Here is a 19,053-nt window from a genome sequence, read left to right as displayed (position 1 = left end):
CTCATGCGTTACTTCGAAGACTTCGCCGAGGGACAGGTCTACGAGCTGGGGGAGGCGAGCATCAGCGAGGCCGAGATTCTCGAGTTCGCCCGCAAGTACGATCCGCAACCGTTCCACGTCGACCAGGCGGCGGCGCAGCACTCGATGTTCCGCGGGCTGATCGCGAGCGGCTGGCAAACCGCGTCGATGTACATGGGCCTGCTCGTGCGCGGGCTGCTGCTGGATTCGGCGAGCCTGGGGTCGGCCGGCGTCGATGAATTGCGCTGGCTCAAACCGGTGCGCCCCGGCGACGTGCTGCGGGGGCGCGTCACCATCACATCCGTGAGACCGTCGTCGAAGAGCCCCAGCCGCGGCACCGTGGCTACGTTCGGGGAGCTCTTCGACAGGCAGGGGGAACGCGTCTACTTCGTGCGGTCTTCCGGGATGTTCGCGCGCCGGCCGCGCTAGGACACATCTCATGACTTGTACAGCCTTGAGGCGCGGTCGCTAGGCCGCCTTCGGCGGCCGCGACTGATCATTCTGCGCCCTTCGCGCGCGTGCGCAGCTCGCGGATCGACTTGCGGATCTCCGGCGCGTCCGACGCCTTCGGCGAGAGGCGCAGGTACTTGTCGTACGCCTGCAGCGCCTCCGCGTCGTGTCCCTGCATCGCGTACGCCATGCCCAGGCCCCGGAAGGCGACGGCGATGGTGGGCTCGTTCTCGAGCGCAGCGCGGAAGCTGGCCAGCGCATCGTCGGTGTTGCCCTGTTCCAGGGCAGCCTCGCCGCGGCGGACCTGCGAGAGCGCGAGTGCGTGCAGCATGGCGGCCTGCGAGCTGGGGCCGGCCGCGCGCTTTCTCGCGGGCGGCGCGGAGGTGGCGGCTTGCGGGGCGGTGCCGCCGTCCCCCGCCGCGCCGGCGCCGGCGTCGGCGGCCGAGTCCCCGGGGTTGATTTGGGCAGACTTCGATTCGACTGTTGCAGCGGCATCGGTTGGGGCAGTCTCCGCCTCGGCGGCAGCGTCCGCACTGATCTGGGTAGAGCTCGCGTCGCGTGAAGCCGGAGGCTCACTGCGCGCAGGTTTCGCTTCGTTGGCGACGGGCGTTGCGTCGGCTGCGGGCTTCGGTTCCGTCGTTGCGGGCTTCGCCTCCGGCGGCGCGGATTCGGCCGTCGCCGGCGGAGGCGGAGGCCGCGGCACAGGAAACGCAAACACGCCCAGCGCCCACGCCACAGCGACGACGGCCGCAGCCGACAGCGTGCCGGCGAGGATGGCCGGGGCAACCACAGGCTGCCGCCGCCGACCTGCATCGCCAGCGCGGAGCTGACCCACTTCGAACCGCTCCATCGTCTCCAGCGACTGTCGCTGCGCCGCCTCCATGCGCGACTGCACCCTCCCCAGGGTCGCGACTTGCGTCTCGAGCTGCTGCAGCCGGTCGATCAGTCTCGCCACGGCGTCCTTCTCCGGCGGCGGGCGCGACGAGCGGTGCCGTAAAGAGACGAGAATGTTCCGCTCGCCTTCCGCCGGCGGCCGCGGCTGCACTCCCTCCACCGCCTCTTCGAGCTGCTTGAGGTCCTCGATGCGCGTCCGCCGGTCGGAGGCCAGCGCCAGCTGCAGCACTTCGCCGAGGGGCCCGGAGAGGTCGGTGGAGTGACCGGAGAGCGGCGCGTGCTTGCCAGTCAGCAGCTCGTAACCCAGCACACCTGCGGCGTACACCTGCACCTTCGGGTCGTTCTTGTCGGGAGCATCGGGCGAGAGCAGCTCCGGCGCGAGATACGCAGGGTCCGCCTCGGGCTCGTCTTCGTCGAATGGCGCCAGGCGCAGCCCGCCTGCATCGTCGATCTGGAGGAGCCGCGCGCGCAGCGTGGAATCGTTCGCGGCGGCGAGGCGCACGGCGGCCGCGAACAGGACCGCGGCCTCGTTGTAGGGCAGCCGCTGGCCCCCGCTCCGCGCTCTCTCCAGGATCTCGAGGACGGTGATCATCGGCGTGGACGGGAATGTACCCCATCCACGCCGGCGCCTTCAGTAGCTGACTCCGAGCGACTCCGCCTTGGCGCGGACGGTGCTGGCGATCTCGGCGTCGAGGTTGTTCATCGGAACTGTATCTGCAGGGATCGGGGGCGGAGCGGCAGCGACATGGATCTTGCCCTCTTTCGCGAGCGCGGCGGCGCCCTTCTTCCATTCAGACTCCTTCAGCTTCCGGTCTGCGACCCAGGTCTTGCCGCCTTCGTTGAGCACGCTGAACTTGCGCCCGTCGGCCCTCTGGGCAACCCGGGTGTACGTCAGGTGCGTCATCGTCCCGTCCGACATCTTCGCGATCCTCTCGAACACGCGCTCTCCTTCAGCAGACAGACCGGAGCAGGCGATCACGTTGATGGTGATCCCCTTCTCCGCCGCTTCCGAAGCGACCTTCCGCCAGTCTTTGCCATCCGGATAGTGATGCGGGCCGGCATCCCCAACGAGGAAGATCAGCCGCGCGGTGCTCTTCGAGAAATCCCACTGCAGCTCGTGCACGGCGGCGTACAGGCCTTCGGCCACTGATTCGGGCTCGTCGCCGCCACCTTCCGCGTCGAGGCTCCGCAGCGTTTTCTGCACGTCCGCGATTTCTCGCGAGAAGGGAAACGCCTTGGTCACGTAGGCGTCGCCGCGATCGCGGAAAGCGACGATTCCGAAGCGCACGTCGGGTCGCGGTTGCCCGGCGGAGACGTTGCGCGCGATGGCGACGATCTTCTCCTTCACCACATCGATCTCGTCGCCCATCGAGCCGGTGGTATCGAGAGCGAACGCCACGTCGATCCGCGGCACGTTCGCCGCTGCAACCAGGAACAGGACAGCCATCATGGCAGCACCTCCTGCGCTGAGTGAACGCCGCCTTCAGCAAAAGGATCTGACTGGGGAAAAGCCGATGGCGCGCCGCGGTGTTGACGTGGCGGGCGCGGAGGTTAGGTTCAAGGGACGGCGTGAGGCATGGTGCCCACGCCCGAAATCCCCGCCGGGAGCGAATGGCCCCGGCGAGTTGGAGGAACGATGCATCCAGGCATGATGTGGTGGTGGAAGAACGCGCGCCGGCACGGCTGCGGCAGCGAAGGCGCTTCCGCGGGTGAAGGTGGCGGCTGGCAAGCCGGCCCGTGGCGCGGTCCCGGAGACGACTTTGGCAGCGGCGCATTCGGCGTCCGCAGGCCGCTCCGGTTCCTGGCCTACAAGCTGAACTTGAGCGAGGAGCAGGTCTCGCAGCTCGCGAAGATCCTCGACGAGCTGAAGACCGAGCGCGCGCAGGCGGCCGTGGACGATCGCCGGACGGTCGCGTCGTTCGCCGACGCGCTCGGGCTCGACGCGTTCGACGAGGCCCGCGCGCGCGAGGGCGGCGACCTGCGGGTGAAGAGCGCCGAGCGGCTGCGCGATGCGGTGATCAAGGCCCTCGGGCGGATCCACGCGCTGCTCGACTCCGGACAACGGGCGCAGCTCGCCTACCTGATCCGGACTGGGGTGCTCTCGCTCTAAGCTGGTCGGTGCCGGGCGCTCCGTCCTGGAGCGCCCGGTGCTCTCACTTGAGGAAGTCGTTCTGGTAGCCGCCGGCGGCGACGGCCGCGTCGGCGACGTCCTGGAGCGACTGGTCGTTGTTGTGCCCGCCGCTGGCGCGCGAGTTGGCGCGGATGCGCGTCCGCGCGTCCGAGTAGAACGTATACGTCATCGAGATCTCGTTCTTCGCCTTCTCCACGCCGCGCTGCTCGATGATCCGTGTCGTGCGGGCGAGGGCGGCGGCGAGGGCCAGCAGATCGATGGCGATGTCGGCGATGCGGCCCACTTGCAGCTGCTGCTCGACGATGTTGCGCCCATGCCTGCGCAGCGACGTCTCGCAGAGCGCGGCCAGCGCCTGGGCCGCGTCCTCCAGGTACACGACCTGCTCGTGCAAAGTGGGATGCGCCTTGCCGATCTGCGGCGTCCGCCCGTAGGGCACTGCCTGCATCGGCACGGTCTGGCGCGCTTTCCGGACGGCGTATTCGCGCAAGAGCCCGAATCCCTTGATCGGGTCCCTGAGCGAGCTCGACAGATCCTTGCCGAGACCCTTCAGGTACTCGCCTGGCTTCTGCAGCCCGGTCAGCCCGATGTACTGCCGCAGGATCTCGTTCGTCCCCTCGAAGATGCGGTTGATGCGGGTGTCGCGCATCGCTTGCTCGTAGGGCTGCTCGCGCATGTAGCCCATGCCGCCGGCGATCTGCAGCGCCTCGTCGGTGGCGCTCCACACCGCCTCGGAGTTGAAGACCTTGGTGGCGGCTCCTTCCACCGAGTAGTCGACCGCCCCGCGATCGATGGTCGAGGAGACGAAGTAGCAGAGGGACTCGCTGACGTAGAGGTTCGTCGCGATCCGCCCGAGCTTCTCCTTGATCTTGCCGAAGCTCGCGAGCGGACGGCCAAACTGCTTGCGCTCGGCCGCATGCGCGATCGCGAGCTGAAGGAGCTTGCGCTGCCCTCCCACCGCGCCAGCGCCCAGGCCGGTGCGGCCGTGGTTGAGGATGCTCATCGCCACCTTGAAGCCCTTGCCTTCCTCGCCGAGGACGTTCGTCGCAGGCACGCGCACGTTGTCGAAGAAGACGGCGGTCGTGTTCGAGGCGCGAATCCCCATCTTGTCCTCGTGCGGGCCGTGCGTGATGCCGCCGAGGTCGCGGGTGACGATGAAGGCGGTGATCTTTCCCTTCTGCTCCGCCGTATCCAGAGTCGTCTTCGCGAACACGGTGTAGAAGTCCGCGATGCCGCCGTTGGTGATCCAGAGCTTCTGCCCGTTGAGGACGTAGAAGTCGCCGTCACGGCGCGCGCTGGTCTTGATCGAGAACGCGTCCGACCCGCTCCCCGGCTCGGTCAGGCAGAACGCAGCGATGTTCTCGCCCGATGCGAGCTTCGGAAGGTAGCGCCGCTTCTGCGCGTCGTTGCCGAACAGCAGGAGGCCTTTGAAACCGATGCTGGAATGTGCGCCGAGGGTCACGGCGATCGACGCGTCCCAGGAAGCAACCTGCTGCATCACTCTCGCGTAACCGGAGTTGGAGAGCCCGAGGCCGCCGTGCTCTTCCGGCACGATCAGCCCGAACAGGCCCATCTCCTTCAGCGACTGGAGCAGCTCCGCAGGGAACTCACCGTCGCGATCCAGCTTGCGCCTGTCGATCCCGGCCATGTACCGGTCGATGGTCTCGCAGATCGGCGCAACCAGCTCGGCCTGGTCTCGCGGCATCTCCGGGTAGGGGAAGAGCTGGTCCTCGAGGATGTCGCCGAAGAACAGCGACTTGCCGAAGGAAGCGCCGGGGTCGAAGGGCATCCTCGAAGTCTAACGCACCCCGCCGATTCGTCCCGGAATTCGCCGCGGTCAGACCGTCTTGATCGCTTCCGCCACGATGGCTTTCGCCTCGTCGACGATGCGTTGCAGGTGCGTCTCGTCGCGGAAGCTTTCCGCGTAGATCTTGTAGACGTCCTCGGTACCTGACGGCCGAGCTGCGAACCAGCCGTTCTGCGCGACGACCTTGAGGCCGCCGATGTCGGCGCCGTTTCCTGGCGCCTTCGTCAGCTTCGCCGTGATTGGCTCCCCAGCGAGCGTGCCGGCGCGGACTACGTCGGCGGAGAGCTTCTTCAGCGCCGCCTTCTGTGCCGGTGTCGCGGGCGCATCGATGCGCGTGTACACCGGGCGTCCGAGCTCGGCGGAGATCTTCTGATAGAGCACGCCAGGATCCTTGCCGGTGCGTCCGAGGATCTCGGCCGCGAGCAAGTCCATGATGATCCCGTCCTTGTCCGTGGCCCACACGCTCCCGTCAAGGCGGAGGAATGACGCGCCGGCGCTCTCTTCTCCGCCGAAGCCCAGCGACCCGTCGAGGAGCCCGTCGACGAACCATTTGAACCCGACCGGCACCTCGCGCAGCGTCCGCCCGATCTTCCGCGCCACACGATCGATCAGCGCGGAAGACACGAGCGTCTTCCCCACTGCCGCGCGAGCCGGCCAGGTCCGGTTCGTGAACAAGTACTGGATCGCGACCGCGAGATAGTGATTGGGGTTCATCAGCCCGGCGCCGGGCGTGACGATCCCGTGCCGGTCGGAGTCCGTGTCGTTGCCGAAGGCGAGCTGGTACTGATCCTTGAGCCCCACCAGCTTCGCCATTGCGTAGGGCGACGAGCAGTCCATCCGGATCTTGCCGTCGTGATCGACCGTCATGAACCCGAACGTCGGATCGACCGTCCGGTTCACCACGGTGATGTCGAGGCCGTACTCCGACGCGATCGGATCCCAGTAATCGAGGTTCGATCCGCCGAGCGGATCGACTCCCAGCCGCAACCCGCGCACGGGCTCCAGATCGACGACGTTGCCCAGATCGCGCACGTAAGGTGTGATGAAATCGTGCTCCTCAAGCATCCCGGGCCGCACCGCGCGTCCGATCGAGTCCGGGTTCCGCAAGAGGTCGTTCGCGCGGTTCTCGATCCATCCCGTCGCCGCGGTGTCGGCCGGTCCGCCGCTCGGCGGGTTGTACTTGATGCCACCATCCTCGGGCGGATTGTGCGACGGCGTGATCACGATCCCGTCCGCGAACCCGCGCGAGAGCCCGCGGTTGTACGTGAGGATCGCGTGCGAGATCACCGGCGTGGGCGTGGCGCGGCGCGACCAGAGGACGTGCACGTCGTTGGCCGCGAGAACCGACAGGGCAGTGTCCTGCGCCGGATCCGAGAGCGCGTGCGTGTCCTTGCCGAGATAAAGCGGGCCGCTCGTCCCCTGGGCCTTGCGGTACTCGCAGACGGCCTGGGTCACGGCGAGGATGTGCGCCTCGTTGAACGCACGCTTCAGTGCGGTACCGCGGTGGCCGCTGGTCCCGAACGCCACGCGCTGCTGCGGATCCGCGGGATCGGGCTTCTCTTCGTAATAGAGCCGGCGCAGCCGCTCGACATCGATCAACAATTCGCGCGGGGCCGGCTTTCCGGCGAGCGGATGGGTCATGCGCGGGAATCTACCGCCTTAGAAACGGCCGGTCAGCGCAAACGAGGGCCCCTGCGCGGCAACCGACAGCGAGCCGCTGGACAACGGCCCGCCGCGCCGGTGGAGAAGCGGCACGACGACGCCGCAGGCCGCCCCGATGGCGGCGCCGGCCGCCACGTCGGTGAAGTAGTGCTTCTCAGCGATCATGCGCAGCGCCGAGGTCGTCACTGAGCCGACGGCGGCGCCGGCCCAGAGCCACGGAGCCGCGGCGGATTCCTCAATGGTCGCGGTGGTCGCCAGGGCGACGCCGAGCGACGTCACCCACGCGGTATGGCCTGAGGGAAAGCCGAGGTGGCTGCCCACGTCGGTCACGCCGTACGTTCCCTCCGCTTCGCCGGTGCCGTAGCGCACGTATGGCCGCTTGCGCGCGGCGATGAACTTCACACCCTCCGCGAGGGCGCCGGAGAGGAGAGCCGACTCCATGACAATGGACACGGCACGCCAATCGGCCCCGTCGCTTGCGTGCGGCCCCGTCGTGGTCCAGGCGCCGGCAATCGCCGCAGCCGGCACGAGAAGGTACGCGACGACGTCGCTGGCGACGCCCGCCGTCGACCGCGACAAAACCCATCCCGTCATGGCGTCGTGAAACCAGGCGTCGACGCCGTTCAGCGAGCCGCGCGACCCCGTCCCGGGAAGGCCGGTATTGTCGGCGCCGTCGCAGAGCCGGCAGTGGGCCGGCACGAGCTGGTTCCGCGAGAGCTCCGGAACGATCCATCCGACGAGGGCCACTCCGGCGACGGTGAGATCCGCCGCGGGTCGCACGTCGACCTTGTCCGATGCGCCCACCGCGAGCGCGAGCGCAACGCCGATCATGCGTACGCGTCGCGAATCGCGCCCAGCTCCTGCGCCAGCTCGCGGCAACTCTGGTACCGCTGCCTGGGGTCCTTGGCGAGCAGCCGGACGATGATCGCGTCCAGCTCGGCTGGCACGTGCGGGTTCTTTTCCCGCGGCGGCACCGGTCGGTTGTTCACGTGCATCATCAGGATCGGCACCAGCTCCTCGTGGAAGAACGGCACCTGCCCGGTGAACATCTCGTAGGCGCAGACGCCCAGCGCGTAGATGTCGGTCAGGTGCGTCACGGTGCTGAAGTTTCCGATCTGTTCCGGCGACATGTAGAGCGGAGTTCCAGCGATGGCCCCGGCCACCGTCACACCCGGCGTGGCGTACTGCTTGGCGATGCCGAAGTCCATCACTTTGAGGATACCGTCCTCGGTAACGAAGAAGTTGTCCGGCTTTACGTCGCGGTGGATGACGCCCGCGTCGTGCGCCGCCTGCAGGCCGTGGCACGCCTGCAGCAGGTACCCGAGCGCGGTGCGGAACTCGATGGGCTGGCGCATGCAGTCCTTGAGGCTCTTGCCCACCAGCAGCTCCATGCTGATGTACCGATGTCCGTTGTGCGCGCCGATGTCGTACAGCCGGATGATGTTCGGGTGGATGAGCTGGCGCGAGAGCTTCAGCTCCTGCTTGAACCGCGCCACGAGCACCTCCGACGCCTGCTCCAGGTTGAAGACCTTGAGCGCGACGTTTTCCTCCAGCTCCAGATCGAACGCGCGGAAGACGGTCGCCATGCCACCCTGGCCGATCTTCGCCTCGAGGCGATAGCGGCCGGCCACGGTCGCGCCGACTTCGAACTTCTCCTCGGAAGAGACGGGTTGTCCGACCACGACTTCGGCTTCCGCGAGCAATTCCGGCGGCGTGGTTTCCGGCGACCTGCTCACCTTCTTCAACAACCCGGGATCGGTGCGAAGAACCGTGGCCGAGCCGCCGCCGGGCAAATCCGGCAGATCGCCCAGGTCCGGCAACGACGGCATGCGCTTCTTGTGGAGGTCCGCGTTGGAGAGGACCTGGCGCGCGACCATCGCCGAAGGCCGGAGCTGCTCTTCGACGCGGCCCAGGCGCTCGCGCGCGCCCGGATGCGCGGGCTGCGCTGCGAGCAGCTTCTGCAACGCTTCGCGGGCGTTCTCGGGAAACCCATGCGAGTCGTACAGCGCCGCGAGCAGGTCGAAGACCTGCAGCTCCGCGGCGTCGCGCGGCCCACTGCGCACGTACGGGCCGACGAAGTGCTCGAAGCGGAAATCGAGCACGTTGAGGTTCGTAGCCAGGCGCACCGCGATGGCCGCCGCCACGCGGTACTGCGCGTCTTCGGCGGGTACGCGGCAGAGGTTCTCCAGCGCCTTTCCGGTATCCCCGAGCTCGAGGTAGGCCTGCGCGGCCTCGAACGGCGCCCCCGCGTCGGCGTAGAGTTGGGCCGCGTCGGCCTTCCGCCCCAGCACTTTCGCCATGCGGGCTGCGTCCGCGAAGCGCTTCAGCTGCACGTACGATTGCAGGGCAGCTTCGTGCTTGCCCTGCTGCTCGAGCTTTTGCGCCGAGACCATCGAGACGGCCTGCCCGCCCACGGCGGTGGCCTTCGACGGCGCCAGCAGCGGCCCGGTCTCGAACTGCCCCGGCTTCATCGAGGACAGCTTCGCAGCGCCTACCGAATCGCCGGCTTTCTGCAGGACCTCCACCGCGCGCTGCTGCTCGCCGAGGGCCATGAACATCTGCACTGCGGTCTGGTTCTCCCTCGCGCGCCCGAAGAAGATGGCTGCCATCAGGGCGCGCTTCCTTCCCGCAGAATCGAGCCGTCCGACCTGCCCCGGTTGCACTCCCAGGCTCTCCAGCAAGAGCTGCCCGGCGTCGCGCGGCCGCCGCAGCGAGCCGAGCACGCGCGCCGCTTCCTCCACCGCGCCCACGTCGCGGAAGAGTCTCGCGGCGGCGTCGCCTTGCCCGGCCTTCTCCAGGCCCCGCGCTCGATCCAGCGCCTTCTCGCGGGCCTTGGCATCCATCACTCCTCCTGCATTTCCGCCGCCAGGCGCTTGAGCGACTCGGGTAGATTCGCGAGCTTGATCGCCTCCTCGACGGTGATGTCGCCCTGCTTGAGCAGCCTGAACAGGCTGGCGTCGAGGCTCTGCATCCCGCTGCCGTCGTTGGAGGCGCTGTCGAGATAGCCGTCGATCTGGAAGATCTTGTTTTCGCGGATCAGGTTGGCGACCGCGTAGCTCTGCAGCAGCACCTCCATCACCGCCACGCGCCCCTCTCCGCTGGCGTGCTTGGCGAGGTGCTGCGAGATCACGCCGCGCAAGAGCACGGAGAGCGTGCTGCGCACCTGGTCGCGGCTCTCCTCCGGGATCACGTCGATGATGCGGTCGATCGCCTTCGCGGCGCTGTTCGAATGCAGCGTTCCGATCACCAGCACGCCCGTCTCGGCCGCGGCGATGGCGAGGTGGATGGTCTCCAGATCGCGCATCTCGCCGACCACCAGCACGTCGGGACTCTCGCGCAGCGCCGACCGCAGGGCGCTGGAGAACGACTCGGCGTGCTTTCCCACTTGCCGCTGCGTGATGGCGCCCTTGATGGGCTGGTGGAGGAACTCGATCGGATCCTCGATGCTGATCACGTGGCGCTGCGACGACTTGTTGATCTCGTCCACCATCGCCGCCAGCGTGGTGCTCTTCCCCGATCCGGTGGGGCCGGTGACCAGCACCAACCCGTTGGCCAGCAGGGTGAGCTTCTTGACCGCCGGGGGCAGCCGCAGGTCCTGCAGCGTGGGGACCTTGTTGGGGATCACGCGGAACACGGCGCCCAGCCCCTGCGACTGCACGAAGATGTTCACCCGGAACCGCGCTACGCCCTCGATCGCGTAGACGAGGTCCGCTTCCTGCGTCTTCTCGAACTCGGCGCGCTGGTCTTCGGCAAGAAGCTCGAGCAGGAACCGGCTGGTCTCCACCTCCGAGAGCACGCGGAATGGAAGCGGCATCAGCGCGCCCTCGTACCGGATGATTGGCACGTTGCCGGCATGGAAATGCAGGTCGCTCGCGCCCTGCTCCGCCACCAGTCGCAGGAAGGAGTCGATCCGGGCCATCTATTCCTTCCTCGTTGCCGGTGCCGTACGGACTGCGGCGATCGGTTGCGGCCGCGTGGGGATGGCTGCCGACGGCTTGAAAATCGGAATGCGCTTCTGCTGCGCGAGCTTTTCCTCCGCATCCAGCAGCGGCTCGAAATCCTTCTTGCTCAGCGCCTTCACGTACGCGTCGGCGGCGCTGATCCGGTTCTCCTTCACCAAACGCATCAGGTCGGAATCCATCAGCTGCATGCCCTGCTCGCGAGAGGTGGAGATCACCGAGGGAAGCTGGAAGGCCTTTCCTTTCCGGATCAGGTTGGAGACGGCTTCGTTGTTCACCAGCAGCTCCACGGCGAGCACGCGACCCGGGCCGGTTTTCTCCTTCATGAGATACTGGCAGACCACGGCGCGCAGGGAGTCGGCGAGCGTCGAGCGCACCTGCTGCTGTTGTCCCGGGGGAAACGCGCTGACGATGCGGTCGACGGTGGTGGCGGCGGAAACCGTGTGCACGGTCCCGAACACCAGGTGGCCCGTTTCCGCCGCGACCACGGTGAACTCGATGGTCGGCAGGTCGCGCATCTCGCCGACCAGGATGACGTTCGGGTCCTCGCGCAGCGTCGATCGCAGGGCGGCGGCGAAGGTGCGGGTATGACTGCCGACCTCGCGCTGGTTGACGAGACTCTCCTTGCGCTTGTGGATCACCTCGATGGGATCCTCGAGCGCGATGATGTGCCGCGACGCGGTCCGGTTGATGTAATCGATCAGCGCGGCGAGCGTGGTCGACTTGCCCGAGCCCGTCGGCCCGCCCACCAACACCAGCCCGTTCTTGAGGTCGCCGAAGGTACGGACCAGCGGCGGCAGGCCGAGCTTCTCGAACTGCGGCAGCGTCCCGCGGATGCGCCGGAAGACGCCGGAGAGGCCTCCCAGCTGGTAGAAGATGTTGGCGCGAAACCGTAGCCCCTCGCTCTTCACCTCGTGCGAGTAGTCGACGTCCTGCATCGCCTGCAGCGCCATCAGCTGGTCGGTGGAGAGATGCGGCAAAAGCAGCGCCTTGACCTGCTCTTCTTCCAGCGGCGTCGCGTTCACGGCGTTGACGCGTCCGACCTTCTTCATGAACACGGGCTTGCCGGAAGCGATGATCAGGTCGTCGCCCTCGGCCTGTGCGAGCTGAAGGAGGAGCCGGTCGAGCAGCGGGACCGCGTGCGCTGGCTTCCCTTGGGCAGTGATCCGCCAGCGGGTGATCAGATCGCGCGCCGCTGAGCGCACTTTGGGATGCGGATCGTCGTTCAGTTTCGCCACCGCCCCCGACTGATCGCTGGCATCGAACTTGTCGAGATACTTCACCACCAGGTACCGCACGTCCGCGCTTTCCGATGCGCAGAGGGACGCAACCTGCGGGCTTGCTGTCTTCACGCCCATGTCGATCAGCGCCTGGATGCACACCGGCTGCACGTCGGCATCTGCAGCCATGATGTGCAGGAGGTGCGGGACCGTGCGCGCGTCGTTGATCGCAGCCACCGACTCGATGGCGGTCTCCTTCACCCACCAATCGGTATCCTCGGTGGCCATCTGCACCAGCGAGCGCAAAGCCTTGGGATCCTTGATCCGGCCGAGCACGCTGACCGCGAAGCGCCGGATCACGTCGCTGGCATCCGTGAGCAGGGACACGACGTGGGCCGTGAGGCGAACGCCGCCGAGTTCGATCAGCGCGTCCATGACGCGCTCGCGCACCCACCAGTCCTCGTCCCGCAGCACGCCCATCAGCTTTGGCCAGAGCTGTTGATCGGGATCGGCGACTGTGCGGATGATCTCCGTCGCCATCCGGCGTACGTTGACGTCGCGGCTGCGCAGCAGCCAGATCACCGTCCGCGAGACGTCGAGCTTGCCCTCCATCGAGAGCTGCTTGAGAACTTCGGCGGCGCGGTTTCGCACCGGGATCTGGTTGTGGGCGAGGGCGTCGACCAGCGGCGGCAGCACGGCGTCGGTGCCGATGGCCTCCAGCGCTCCGAGCACCGCGAGGCGGATGACGCGCGGGCCGGCGCGCATCTTCCGCTCCAGCGCGGCCATCACGCGGGCGGAGCTGAAGCGGCGCAGTCCGTCGACCGCCGCCTTGACCATTCCCACCGTGTCGGAGTCGAGGAAGATGCCCACGTACTCGAACCAGTCATCCTCAGTGGCGAGGGCCGAGAAGGCGAGGACGGCCTGGACGACGACCGCCTCCTGCTCCTTCTGCGCGTCGAGCAGCGGCGCGATGGCCTTGAGGGCAGCGGCAGGGTCCTTGCCCATCACCGCGGCGTTGCCGAGGTGCTTGAGCGCGTGTACCTTTTCCGCCGCCGAGCCGGAGATGAGCGCCGCTTGCAGGGCGGGGATCGCCTGTTGCTTGGCGAAGCCTACCAGGACGTCCATCGCTTCGATGCGGCCTGCGAAACCCGCCTCGGCCACCGCGCGGCCGAGCAGATCGAACAGCGCGCGGCTGCCGCCGAGCTGCTGCAGGGTACGCGCGACGGTGGCGCGCAGCCCGCTATCGGACGAGCGCAGGTAGTCGACCAGCACCGCGTGCTCGGTCGCGCTGTTCACCTTGGGCAGCAGCGCGGCGAGCGTGGTTCGCAGCGCCGGCTCCGCCGACTTCAGCGCCTTCACGAACGGCGCGCAGAGCGCCTTGTCCGGGTTCTTGTCGATCAAGCGCGCGAACACCGTCAGCCGCGCGCGCTGCACGCTCGCGTCCGGCGCTTTTCCCGTGACGATGTCCAGCAGTTTCAGGAGCTCCGCGGTCTGCGGCGCTTCCGCTTCCGCGACGAATCGCTCCACCTCGTCGGGGGCCCTCCACGACGCAGCCTTGAACTGGTTGAGGAGGTCCTTCCCTGAGATCATCGACGCCTGCCAGCTTAGCATCGGGGTGCAAATTCGCCTGTTTGTTGGCCAGGGTAGGCGGCGGTCGCACCCGCCCGGCAAGACTGCGCGATGCCTACATTGTCGCAGTGCCGGCGGAACTCCTCTATCTGGCGCTCGGCGACTCCACGGCGGTCGGGATCGGCGCGCCGAGCGGCGGCGGCTATCCGGAACGACTCGCGGCGAAGCTCCGCGGAGCGTTTCCGACGCTGAAGCTCGTCAACCTCGGCGGCAGCGGCGCCACGACCTCCGACGTGATCGAGATCCAACTGCCGCGCGCGCTGCGTACCCGGCCCCGCCTGGTGACCATCGGGATCGGGATCAACGATGTAGGCCTGCAGCGTCCCGACGATGCCTTCGCGGTGAACCTGGAAGAGATTGTAGTGCCGTTGCGGAAGCTTGCCGCCCCCATCGTCATCGCGAACATGCCGGATCTTGCGCTTTCGCCTGCGGTGGCGCGGATGGTGGAGCGTTCGTTCTACGAGCGCCGCATCGAGCTGTTCAACGAGCACGTCACGGCCACGGCGGCGCGGCACAAATTGTCGCTGGTCGATCTGTACGACTGGAGCCGCCACGCCCTCCCCGGGCACCCGGAGCTCTTCTCGCCGGACGGTTTCCACCCCAGCGCCCTCGGCTACGATGTGTGGGCGGAGCGGATGTTCCCCGCCGCCCTCGCACTGTTGCGCGAAATGATCCCCCTTTCGGCCTGAAACCACGCCTGAAATGCGGACACTCCTGCTGCGTAGGACCTCACGAAGGGCACGCAGAAGGAGATGCCATGCGGCTGTTGAAGAGCTGGTTCCCGATCGCGCTCGCGATTCTCTGGGTGGTGATGGCGGCGATGGCGATGGCCGACTTCGCGTCGTTCAATGCCGCGACCGCACCGCGCAGGCCGCCGGTGGTGAAGCAGGAGCGCCCGGTGCATTCCGCCTTGTCCCAGGGACGGGTCACGCCCCTCCGCGCGATGCCCAACTGAGTGTGCTCGCTGAACGTCCACGCAGCAGTTTGAAAGCGTGGACGTCGGAGAAAGGTCGGGGCGCTCGCGGGATGGCTGCTTGCTCCAGTGACGGGCACGCTCTCGCTCCTGCGCCGTGCGCGCATGTTCACCGTGAAGACGCCGTCTATTCCGGCTCGGGTCGAAGCTCACTCTTCGGACGTGCGGCTCCCCAGCATTCCACCTCCTACAGCGAAAGCGGCTCGACGCCTGCCAGCGCCGCGTTCTCGTCCACATGAGCCGGCGTTTTCATCCCGACCAGCGCGCAGGTGATCCCCTTCGTGCTGCGGGCGAACTGCAGGGCCCGCTGCGCGTCCGTTTCCACGCCCGCCAGCGCATCGCGGACCGCCTGGGGAAGCTCGTGCGTGAGCCGCCCTTGCAGCACGCTCGCGGAAGCGAACACCATCAGCCGCGATGCCTGCGCGGCCTCGAGGAAGGTCGAGCCGTCCTGGTTGCGCAAGGTGGCGGCCTCGTCCATTTCGACGTTGAACGGTAGCTGGACGGCGCGGAAGCGGTGCCGATCGCCGGCGACGTCGCGGGCGGCGGCGAGGACTTCCGCGAGCGAGAGGTGCTCCTCGTCGTCGGATTCGACCCGGTAGCCATTCCAGGTCGCGGTCCCGTACCAGCCGATGCGCCCGTCGGCACACGCGCGCTCCAGCGCCTGGAATGCAACGCGGAGCCGGCGCAGGAATTCGGGGCGAGGCACTTCGCCGAGCTGCGTCTCGGGATTGTGCAGGTAGTAGACGTCGATGCATTCGACACCGAGGTTGCGGCGGCTGCGGTCGATCTGGTCCTGGAGAAAACGTGGCGCCAGCGAGTGGCAGCCGGCGACGATGTCGTCAGCCTCCAGAATGCCGCTGCGGAGGAACGTCTCCTCGACGTACGCACGCGCATCGTGCGGGCGCCCGCCGTCGAAGGCGAGGTAGCCGCCCTTGGTGCAGAGCACGACCCCGTCGCGCTGCTGCCCACTCTCGCGCAGGGCCGCCCCGACTGCGCGCTCGCTGCGCTGGTTGCGATAGTTGATCGCCGTGTCGACGACATTGAGGCCGAGCTGGATCGAGCGGCGGACGGAGGCGGCGTAGAGCGCGTCGGTCTTCGCGTCGTCGCGGCCCAGATACGTGCCGATACCCAGCGACGACACCGACAGCCCTTCCGCTTCGCGGAAGTGCCCTGACGCCGAATCCGCGTCCTCGCGGAACCGCGCCGTGCCTTCGGCTGTCGCTCGCCCGGGGAGCATGAACGAACCCAGCATCCCTCCGGATCGTACCTGGATCAACCCGCGCGTCGGCGCATGCGTACAGCAGCCACCGCGAAGGCGGCGGCTCCGAAGAGCGCGAGCCGCAGCAGGACGCGCCTCCTGCGTACCCGTCGCGTGGCGATCCGCGATGCGCGGGGCTCGCGTTTCCGCTGCCGGACCGCCATCTGCAGCGCCTGCGCGATGTGTAGCGGCCGCTTGCCGGTCGTCGAGATCTGGCCGTGGCAGCTGAAGCCGTCGGAGACGATCAGCGTCTCGTCGTCCACCTCGCGGACCCTGGGAAGCAGACGGCGCTCGCCGATGCGCATCGACACGTCGTACTTGTCCGCTTCGTAACCGAACGAGCCCGCCATCCCGCAGCACCCGGAGTCGACCACCTCGCAATCCGGCAGCACCGCCCGGATCAGCTCCTGCTCCTTCTCCCAGCGGAGCACGGCCTTGTGGTGGCAATGTCCGTGGACGAGCGCGCGCTGGCGCAGCGGCGGAGGCCGCCAGTGCGGCGCCCGCGCCCGCAAGAAACCCGCGAGCGTGTGCGTCTGCTGTGCGAGCCGCTGCGCGTCGGTGTCGTGCGGGAAGAGGCCGAGGAGCTCGTCGCGGAGCACCGAGACGCAGCTCGGCTCCAGGCCGACCACCGGCGTCCCGCGCTCGATCTCGTCGTGCAGGTCGTCGAGGATCTGGCGCAGCTTGCGCTTCGCCAGATCGAGCATTCCGTAATCGTAGAGTGGCCTGCCGCAGCAGAGTCGCTCCGCCTGGATGAGGACCTGGAAGCCCGCGTCCTCGAGCACCTCGACCGCGGCCTGCGCCACTTCCGGATGGAAGAAGTTGTTGAAGGTGTCTGCCCAAAGCAGGACGCGCTCGCCCGCGCCGCCGACACGGGGCCGCGCTTCGAACCACGAACGGAACGTCTGCGGTGCGAACTTCGGAACCTCGCGCGACAGCGCGACGCCGCCGGCCCACTTGAAGACGGGAGTGCGCGAGATCGCGTTGGCCACCGAGGGCACGCGGGAGGCGATGCGCGACCACCAATGGATCAGCCCCATCGCATACGCGCTGCGGGGGCGCAGGCGGCCAGCATAGTAGTGCGCAAGGAACTCCGCCTTGTACGTCGCGATGTCCACGTTGACGGGGCACTCGCCTTTGCAGCCCTTGCACGCCAGGCAGAGATCCAGCGCCTCTTTCACCGCCGGATCCCGCCAGCCTCCGCGCAGCGGGTTCCCTTGGAGCATCTCGAACAAGAGATGCGCCCTCCCCCGCGTCGAGTGCATCTCCTCCATCGTTACCATGTAGCTCGGGCACATGGTGCCCGCGTCGGTCTTGCGGCACTCGCCGATTCCTACGCACCGGGCGCTCGCCTTCGCGAAGCTGTAGTCATCCTCCTGGTAGTGAAAGTGCGTGCGCGGCGTCGGAGGGCGGTAGTGCGCGCCGATCCGGAGATCGTCGTCGATCCGGTTGGGACGCACCACCTTGCCCGGATTCAGCTTCCAGTCCGGGTCCCAGATGCGCTTGAACTCCTCGAATGCATCCACCAGTTCGGGGCCGTACATCCTGGGAAGGAACTCCGCCTTGCTTTGGCCGTCGCCGTGCTCGCCGGAGATCGATCCTCCATGCGCAACCACCAGGTCGACGGCATCCGAAATGAAGCGGCGATACTTCGCGATTCCGTCCGCGGTCCTGAGATCGAAGTCGATGCGGGTGTGGACGCAACCCTGTCCGAAGTGGCCGTAGAGAGCGCCATCGTATCCGTAATCGTCGAACAGCTTGCGCAGTCTGCGCAGGTACTCCCCCAGACGTGCCGGTGGGACCGATGAATCCTCCCATCCCTCCCAGTTCTCCTTTCCGTTCTCCTTCCGCGCCGTCGCCCCGAGCCCCGCCTCCCGCACCCTCCAGAGGTGCTTCTCCTCCGACTTGGTATCGAACAGCTTCATCGAGGGGCCGCCGCGGAGCCGGTCCATCAGCTTGCGCGCCTTCGCGTCCGCCTCTTCCCGGGTCTCGCCGCCGAACTCGACCATCAGCCAGCCCCGTCCTTCGGGCAGCAGCTTCACGTCATCGGGGTGGATGCCCTTCCACTTCATCTGCTGCACGAGCAGCTCGTCGATGCCCTCACACCCGATCGGCTCCGCCTCCATCACCTCCGGGATGTGATCGGCGGCGTGATAAACGTCCTCGTACCCGAGCACCAGCAGCGATCGGCACGGCGGACTATGGACGAGCCGCACCGTCGCCGCGAGCACCAGGGCGCAGGTCCCTTCGGTCCCGACCAGGGCACGGGCAACGTTGAACCCGCGCTCGGGCAGAAGCTGCGGCAGGTCGTAGCCGGAGACGCGCCTCGGGATCATCGGGAAGCGGCTGCGAATGCTCGCAGAGTGGCGGTCGCGCAGCGCGCGGAGCTGCCGGTAGATCTCTCCGCGCCTGCCGTCGCCGGCGCAGATCTGCTCGAGCTCGTCCGGAGTGGTCGGTCCGACGGTCAGGCGCGTGCCGTCGTAGAGAAGCACGTCCAGCTCCACGACGTTGTCGCTGGTCACGCCGCCCATCACCGAGTGCACGCCGCAAGAGTTGTTCCCGATCATCCCTCCAAGGGTGCAGTGATTGTGCGTGGCCGGATCGGGAGCGAAGGTCAGGTGGTGCGCCTCGGCGCGTTCCCGCAGGCGATCGAGGATCACGCCGGGCTGCACGCGGGCCCGGCGTCGCGAGGGGTCGAGCCAGAGGATGCGGTCCAGGTACTTCGAAGTATCGATCACCAGCGCGACGTTGCAGCACTGGCCGGCGAGCGAAGTGCCGCCGCCGCGCGCCACGATCGGCGCCCCGGCATCGCGGGCGCACGCCACGGCCTCGATCACGTCCCGCGCCGTGCGCGGCAGCACGACGCCGATGGGCACCTGCCGGTAGTTCGAAGCGTCGGTGGCATACAGCGCGCGGCTTCCGGCGTCGAATCGCACTTCACCGGACGTGCGCTGTCGCAGCTTGCGTTCCAGGGCGCGGACGTCCACCTCGGCTCGCGACTCCAGGGAGCGCGGTCGTAGACGGACCAAGGTCTGAAGGCTGGGCATCTTCGTTTGAC

The 19,053-nt window shown here is 67.8% G+C and carries 14 protein-coding genes; 4 read left to right on the top strand and 10 right to left on the bottom strand.

Translation table 11 applies throughout. From position 1 onward, the window contains the following. Positions 1–3: 3 nt before the first annotated feature. Positions 4–447 (top strand): MaoC family dehydratase, encoded by a 444-nt coding sequence (locus E6J58_22520; protein TMB32697.1) that lies wholly within the window; start codon positions 4–6, stop codon positions 445–447. Positions 448–514: 67 nt separating this feature from the next. On the opposite strand, the gene E6J58_22515 is transcribed toward E6J58_22520, so the two are convergent. Next, positions 515–1,954 carry a tetratricopeptide repeat protein gene (locus E6J58_22515; GenBank protein ID TMB32696.1) on the bottom strand — a complete coding sequence of 480 codons (1,440 nt, stop codon included), beginning with the start codon at positions 1,952–1,954 and terminating at the stop codon, positions 515–517. 39 nt (positions 1,955–1,993) lie between these two features. Continuing rightward, complete coding sequence (locus tag E6J58_22510) at positions 1,994–2,812, bottom strand: VWA domain-containing protein (GenBank protein ID TMB32695.1); 819 nt, start codon at positions 2,810–2,812, stop codon at positions 1,994–1,996. A 126-nt stretch (positions 2,813–2,938) separates the two neighbouring features. On the opposite strand from E6J58_22510, the gene E6J58_22505 reads away from it, so the two are divergent. Continuing rightward, complete coding sequence (locus E6J58_22505) at positions 2,939–3,472, top strand: hypothetical protein (protein TMB32694.1); 534 nt, start codon at positions 2,939–2,941, stop codon at positions 3,470–3,472. A gap of 43 nt (positions 3,473–3,515) precedes the next feature. On the opposite strand, the gene E6J58_22500 is transcribed toward E6J58_22505, so the two are convergent. Genes E6J58_22500 through E6J58_22475 form a run of 6 tightly spaced genes read right to left on the bottom strand, consistent with a single transcriptional unit; the run spans position 3,516 to position 13,749 of the window. Beyond that, the gene (locus E6J58_22500) at positions 3,516–5,279 is read right to left on the bottom strand and encodes an acyl-CoA dehydrogenase (protein ID TMB32693.1); all 1,764 of its coding nucleotides are present in this window, start codon (positions 5,277–5,279) and stop codon (positions 3,516–3,518) included. Positions 5,280–5,327: 48 nt separating this feature from the next. Beyond that, positions 5,328–6,938, bottom strand: a complete 1,611-nt coding sequence (locus tag E6J58_22495; protein ID TMB32692.1) for an alpha-D-glucose phosphate-specific phosphoglucomutase — start codon at positions 6,936–6,938, stop codon at positions 5,328–5,330. Between the two features lie 18 nt (positions 6,939–6,956). Beyond that, positions 6,957–7,790, bottom strand: a complete 834-nt coding sequence (locus tag E6J58_22490; protein ID TMB32691.1) for a phosphatase PAP2 family protein — start codon at positions 7,788–7,790, stop codon at positions 6,957–6,959. Next, entirely contained in the window at positions 7,787–9,802 is a 2,016-nt protein-coding gene (locus E6J58_22485) for a hypothetical protein (GenBank protein TMB32690.1), read from the bottom strand. The genes E6J58_22490 and E6J58_22485 overlap by 4 nt, the downstream gene beginning before the upstream one ends. Further along, positions 9,802–10,878, bottom strand: a complete 1,077-nt coding sequence (locus tag E6J58_22480) for a PilT/PilU family type 4a pilus ATPase (protein ID TMB32689.1) — start codon at positions 10,876–10,878, stop codon at positions 9,802–9,804. Before E6J58_22480 ends, E6J58_22485 begins: the two co-directional genes overlap by 1 nt. Beyond that, a complete protein-coding gene (locus E6J58_22475; GenBank protein ID TMB32688.1) occupies positions 10,879–13,749 on the bottom strand; it encodes a PilT/PilU family type 4a pilus ATPase in 2,871 nt (956 codons plus the stop codon). Positions 13,750–13,835: 86 nt separating this feature from the next. On the opposite strand from E6J58_22475, the gene E6J58_22470 reads away from it, so the two are divergent. Both E6J58_22470 and E6J58_22465 read left to right on the top strand, forming a co-directional pair. Beyond that, complete coding sequence (locus E6J58_22470) at positions 13,836–14,456, top strand: SGNH/GDSL hydrolase family protein (GenBank protein ID TMB32687.1); 621 nt, start codon at positions 13,836–13,838, stop codon at positions 14,454–14,456. Positions 14,457–14,524: 68 nt separating this feature from the next. Further along, positions 14,525–14,722 carry a hypothetical protein gene (locus E6J58_22465; GenBank protein TMB32686.1) on the top strand — a complete coding sequence of 66 codons (198 nt, stop codon included), beginning with the start codon at positions 14,525–14,527 and terminating at the stop codon, positions 14,720–14,722. Between the two features lie 205 nt (positions 14,723–14,927). On the opposite strand, the gene E6J58_22460 is transcribed toward E6J58_22465, so the two are convergent. Together E6J58_22460 and E6J58_22455 are read right to left on the bottom strand one after the other, a co-directional pair. Then, a complete protein-coding gene (locus E6J58_22460) occupies positions 14,928–15,992 on the bottom strand; it encodes an aldo/keto reductase (protein ID TMB32685.1) in 1,065 nt (354 codons plus the stop codon). A gap of 20 nt (positions 15,993–16,012) precedes the next feature. Further along, positions 16,013–19,042, bottom strand: coding sequence for an FAD-binding protein (locus E6J58_22455; protein TMB32684.1), 3,030 nt, complete (start codon positions 19,040–19,042; stop codon positions 16,013–16,015). Between the last annotated feature and the right edge of the window lie 11 nt (positions 19,043–19,053).

Source organism: Deltaproteobacteria bacterium, assembly GCA_005879535.1.
Taxonomy (GTDB): domain Bacteria; phylum Myxococcota; class Myxococcia; order Myxococcales; family 40CM-4-68-19; genus 40CM-4-68-19.
This window is presented reverse-complemented; position numbering and strand designations above follow the sequence as displayed.

What these genes read in the sequence shown, in the direction of transcription:
- E6J58_22490 (TMB32691.1), bottom strand. Translation starts at nt 7,790, where the DNA reads ATGATCGGCGTTGCGCTCGCGCTCGCGGTGGGCGCATCGGACAAGGTC.
- E6J58_22520 (TMB32697.1), top strand. Translation starts at nt 4, where the DNA reads ATGCGTTACTTCGAAGACTTCGCCGAGGGACAGGTCTACGAGCTGGGG.
- E6J58_22465 (TMB32686.1), top strand. Translation starts at nt 14,525, where the DNA reads ATGCGGCTGTTGAAGAGCTGGTTCCCGATCGCGCTCGCGATTCTCTGG.
- E6J58_22455 (TMB32684.1), bottom strand. Translation starts at nt 19,042, where the DNA reads ATGCCCAGCCTTCAGACCTTGGTCCGTCTACGACCGCGCTCCCTGGAG.
- E6J58_22495 (TMB32692.1), bottom strand. Translation starts at nt 6,938, where the DNA reads ATGACCCATCCGCTCGCCGGAAAGCCGGCCCCGCGCGAATTGTTGATC.
- E6J58_22480 (TMB32689.1), bottom strand. Translation starts at nt 10,878, where the DNA reads ATGGCCCGGATCGACTCCTTCCTGCGACTGGTGGCGGAGCAGGGCGCG.
- E6J58_22510 (TMB32695.1), bottom strand. Translation starts at nt 2,812, where the DNA reads ATGATGGCTGTCCTGTTCCTGGTTGCAGCGGCGAACGTGCCGCGGATC.
- E6J58_22485 (TMB32690.1), bottom strand. Translation starts at nt 9,802, where the DNA reads ATGGATGCCAAGGCCCGCGAGAAGGCGCTGGATCGAGCGCGGGGCCTG.
- E6J58_22460 (TMB32685.1), bottom strand. Translation starts at nt 15,992, where the DNA reads ATGCTGGGTTCGTTCATGCTCCCCGGGCGAGCGACAGCCGAAGGCACG.
- E6J58_22505 (TMB32694.1), top strand. Translation starts at nt 2,939, where the DNA reads ATGGTGCCCACGCCCGAAATCCCCGCCGGGAGCGAATGGCCCCGGCGA.
- E6J58_22515 (TMB32696.1), bottom strand. Translation starts at nt 1,954, where the DNA reads ATGATCACCGTCCTCGAGATCCTGGAGAGAGCGCGGAGCGGGGGCCAG.
- E6J58_22475 (TMB32688.1), bottom strand. Translation starts at nt 13,749, where the DNA reads ATGCTAAGCTGGCAGGCGTCGATGATCTCAGGGAAGGACCTCCTCAAC.
- E6J58_22500 (TMB32693.1), bottom strand. Translation starts at nt 5,279, where the DNA reads ATGCCCTTCGACCCCGGCGCTTCCTTCGGCAAGTCGCTGTTCTTCGGC.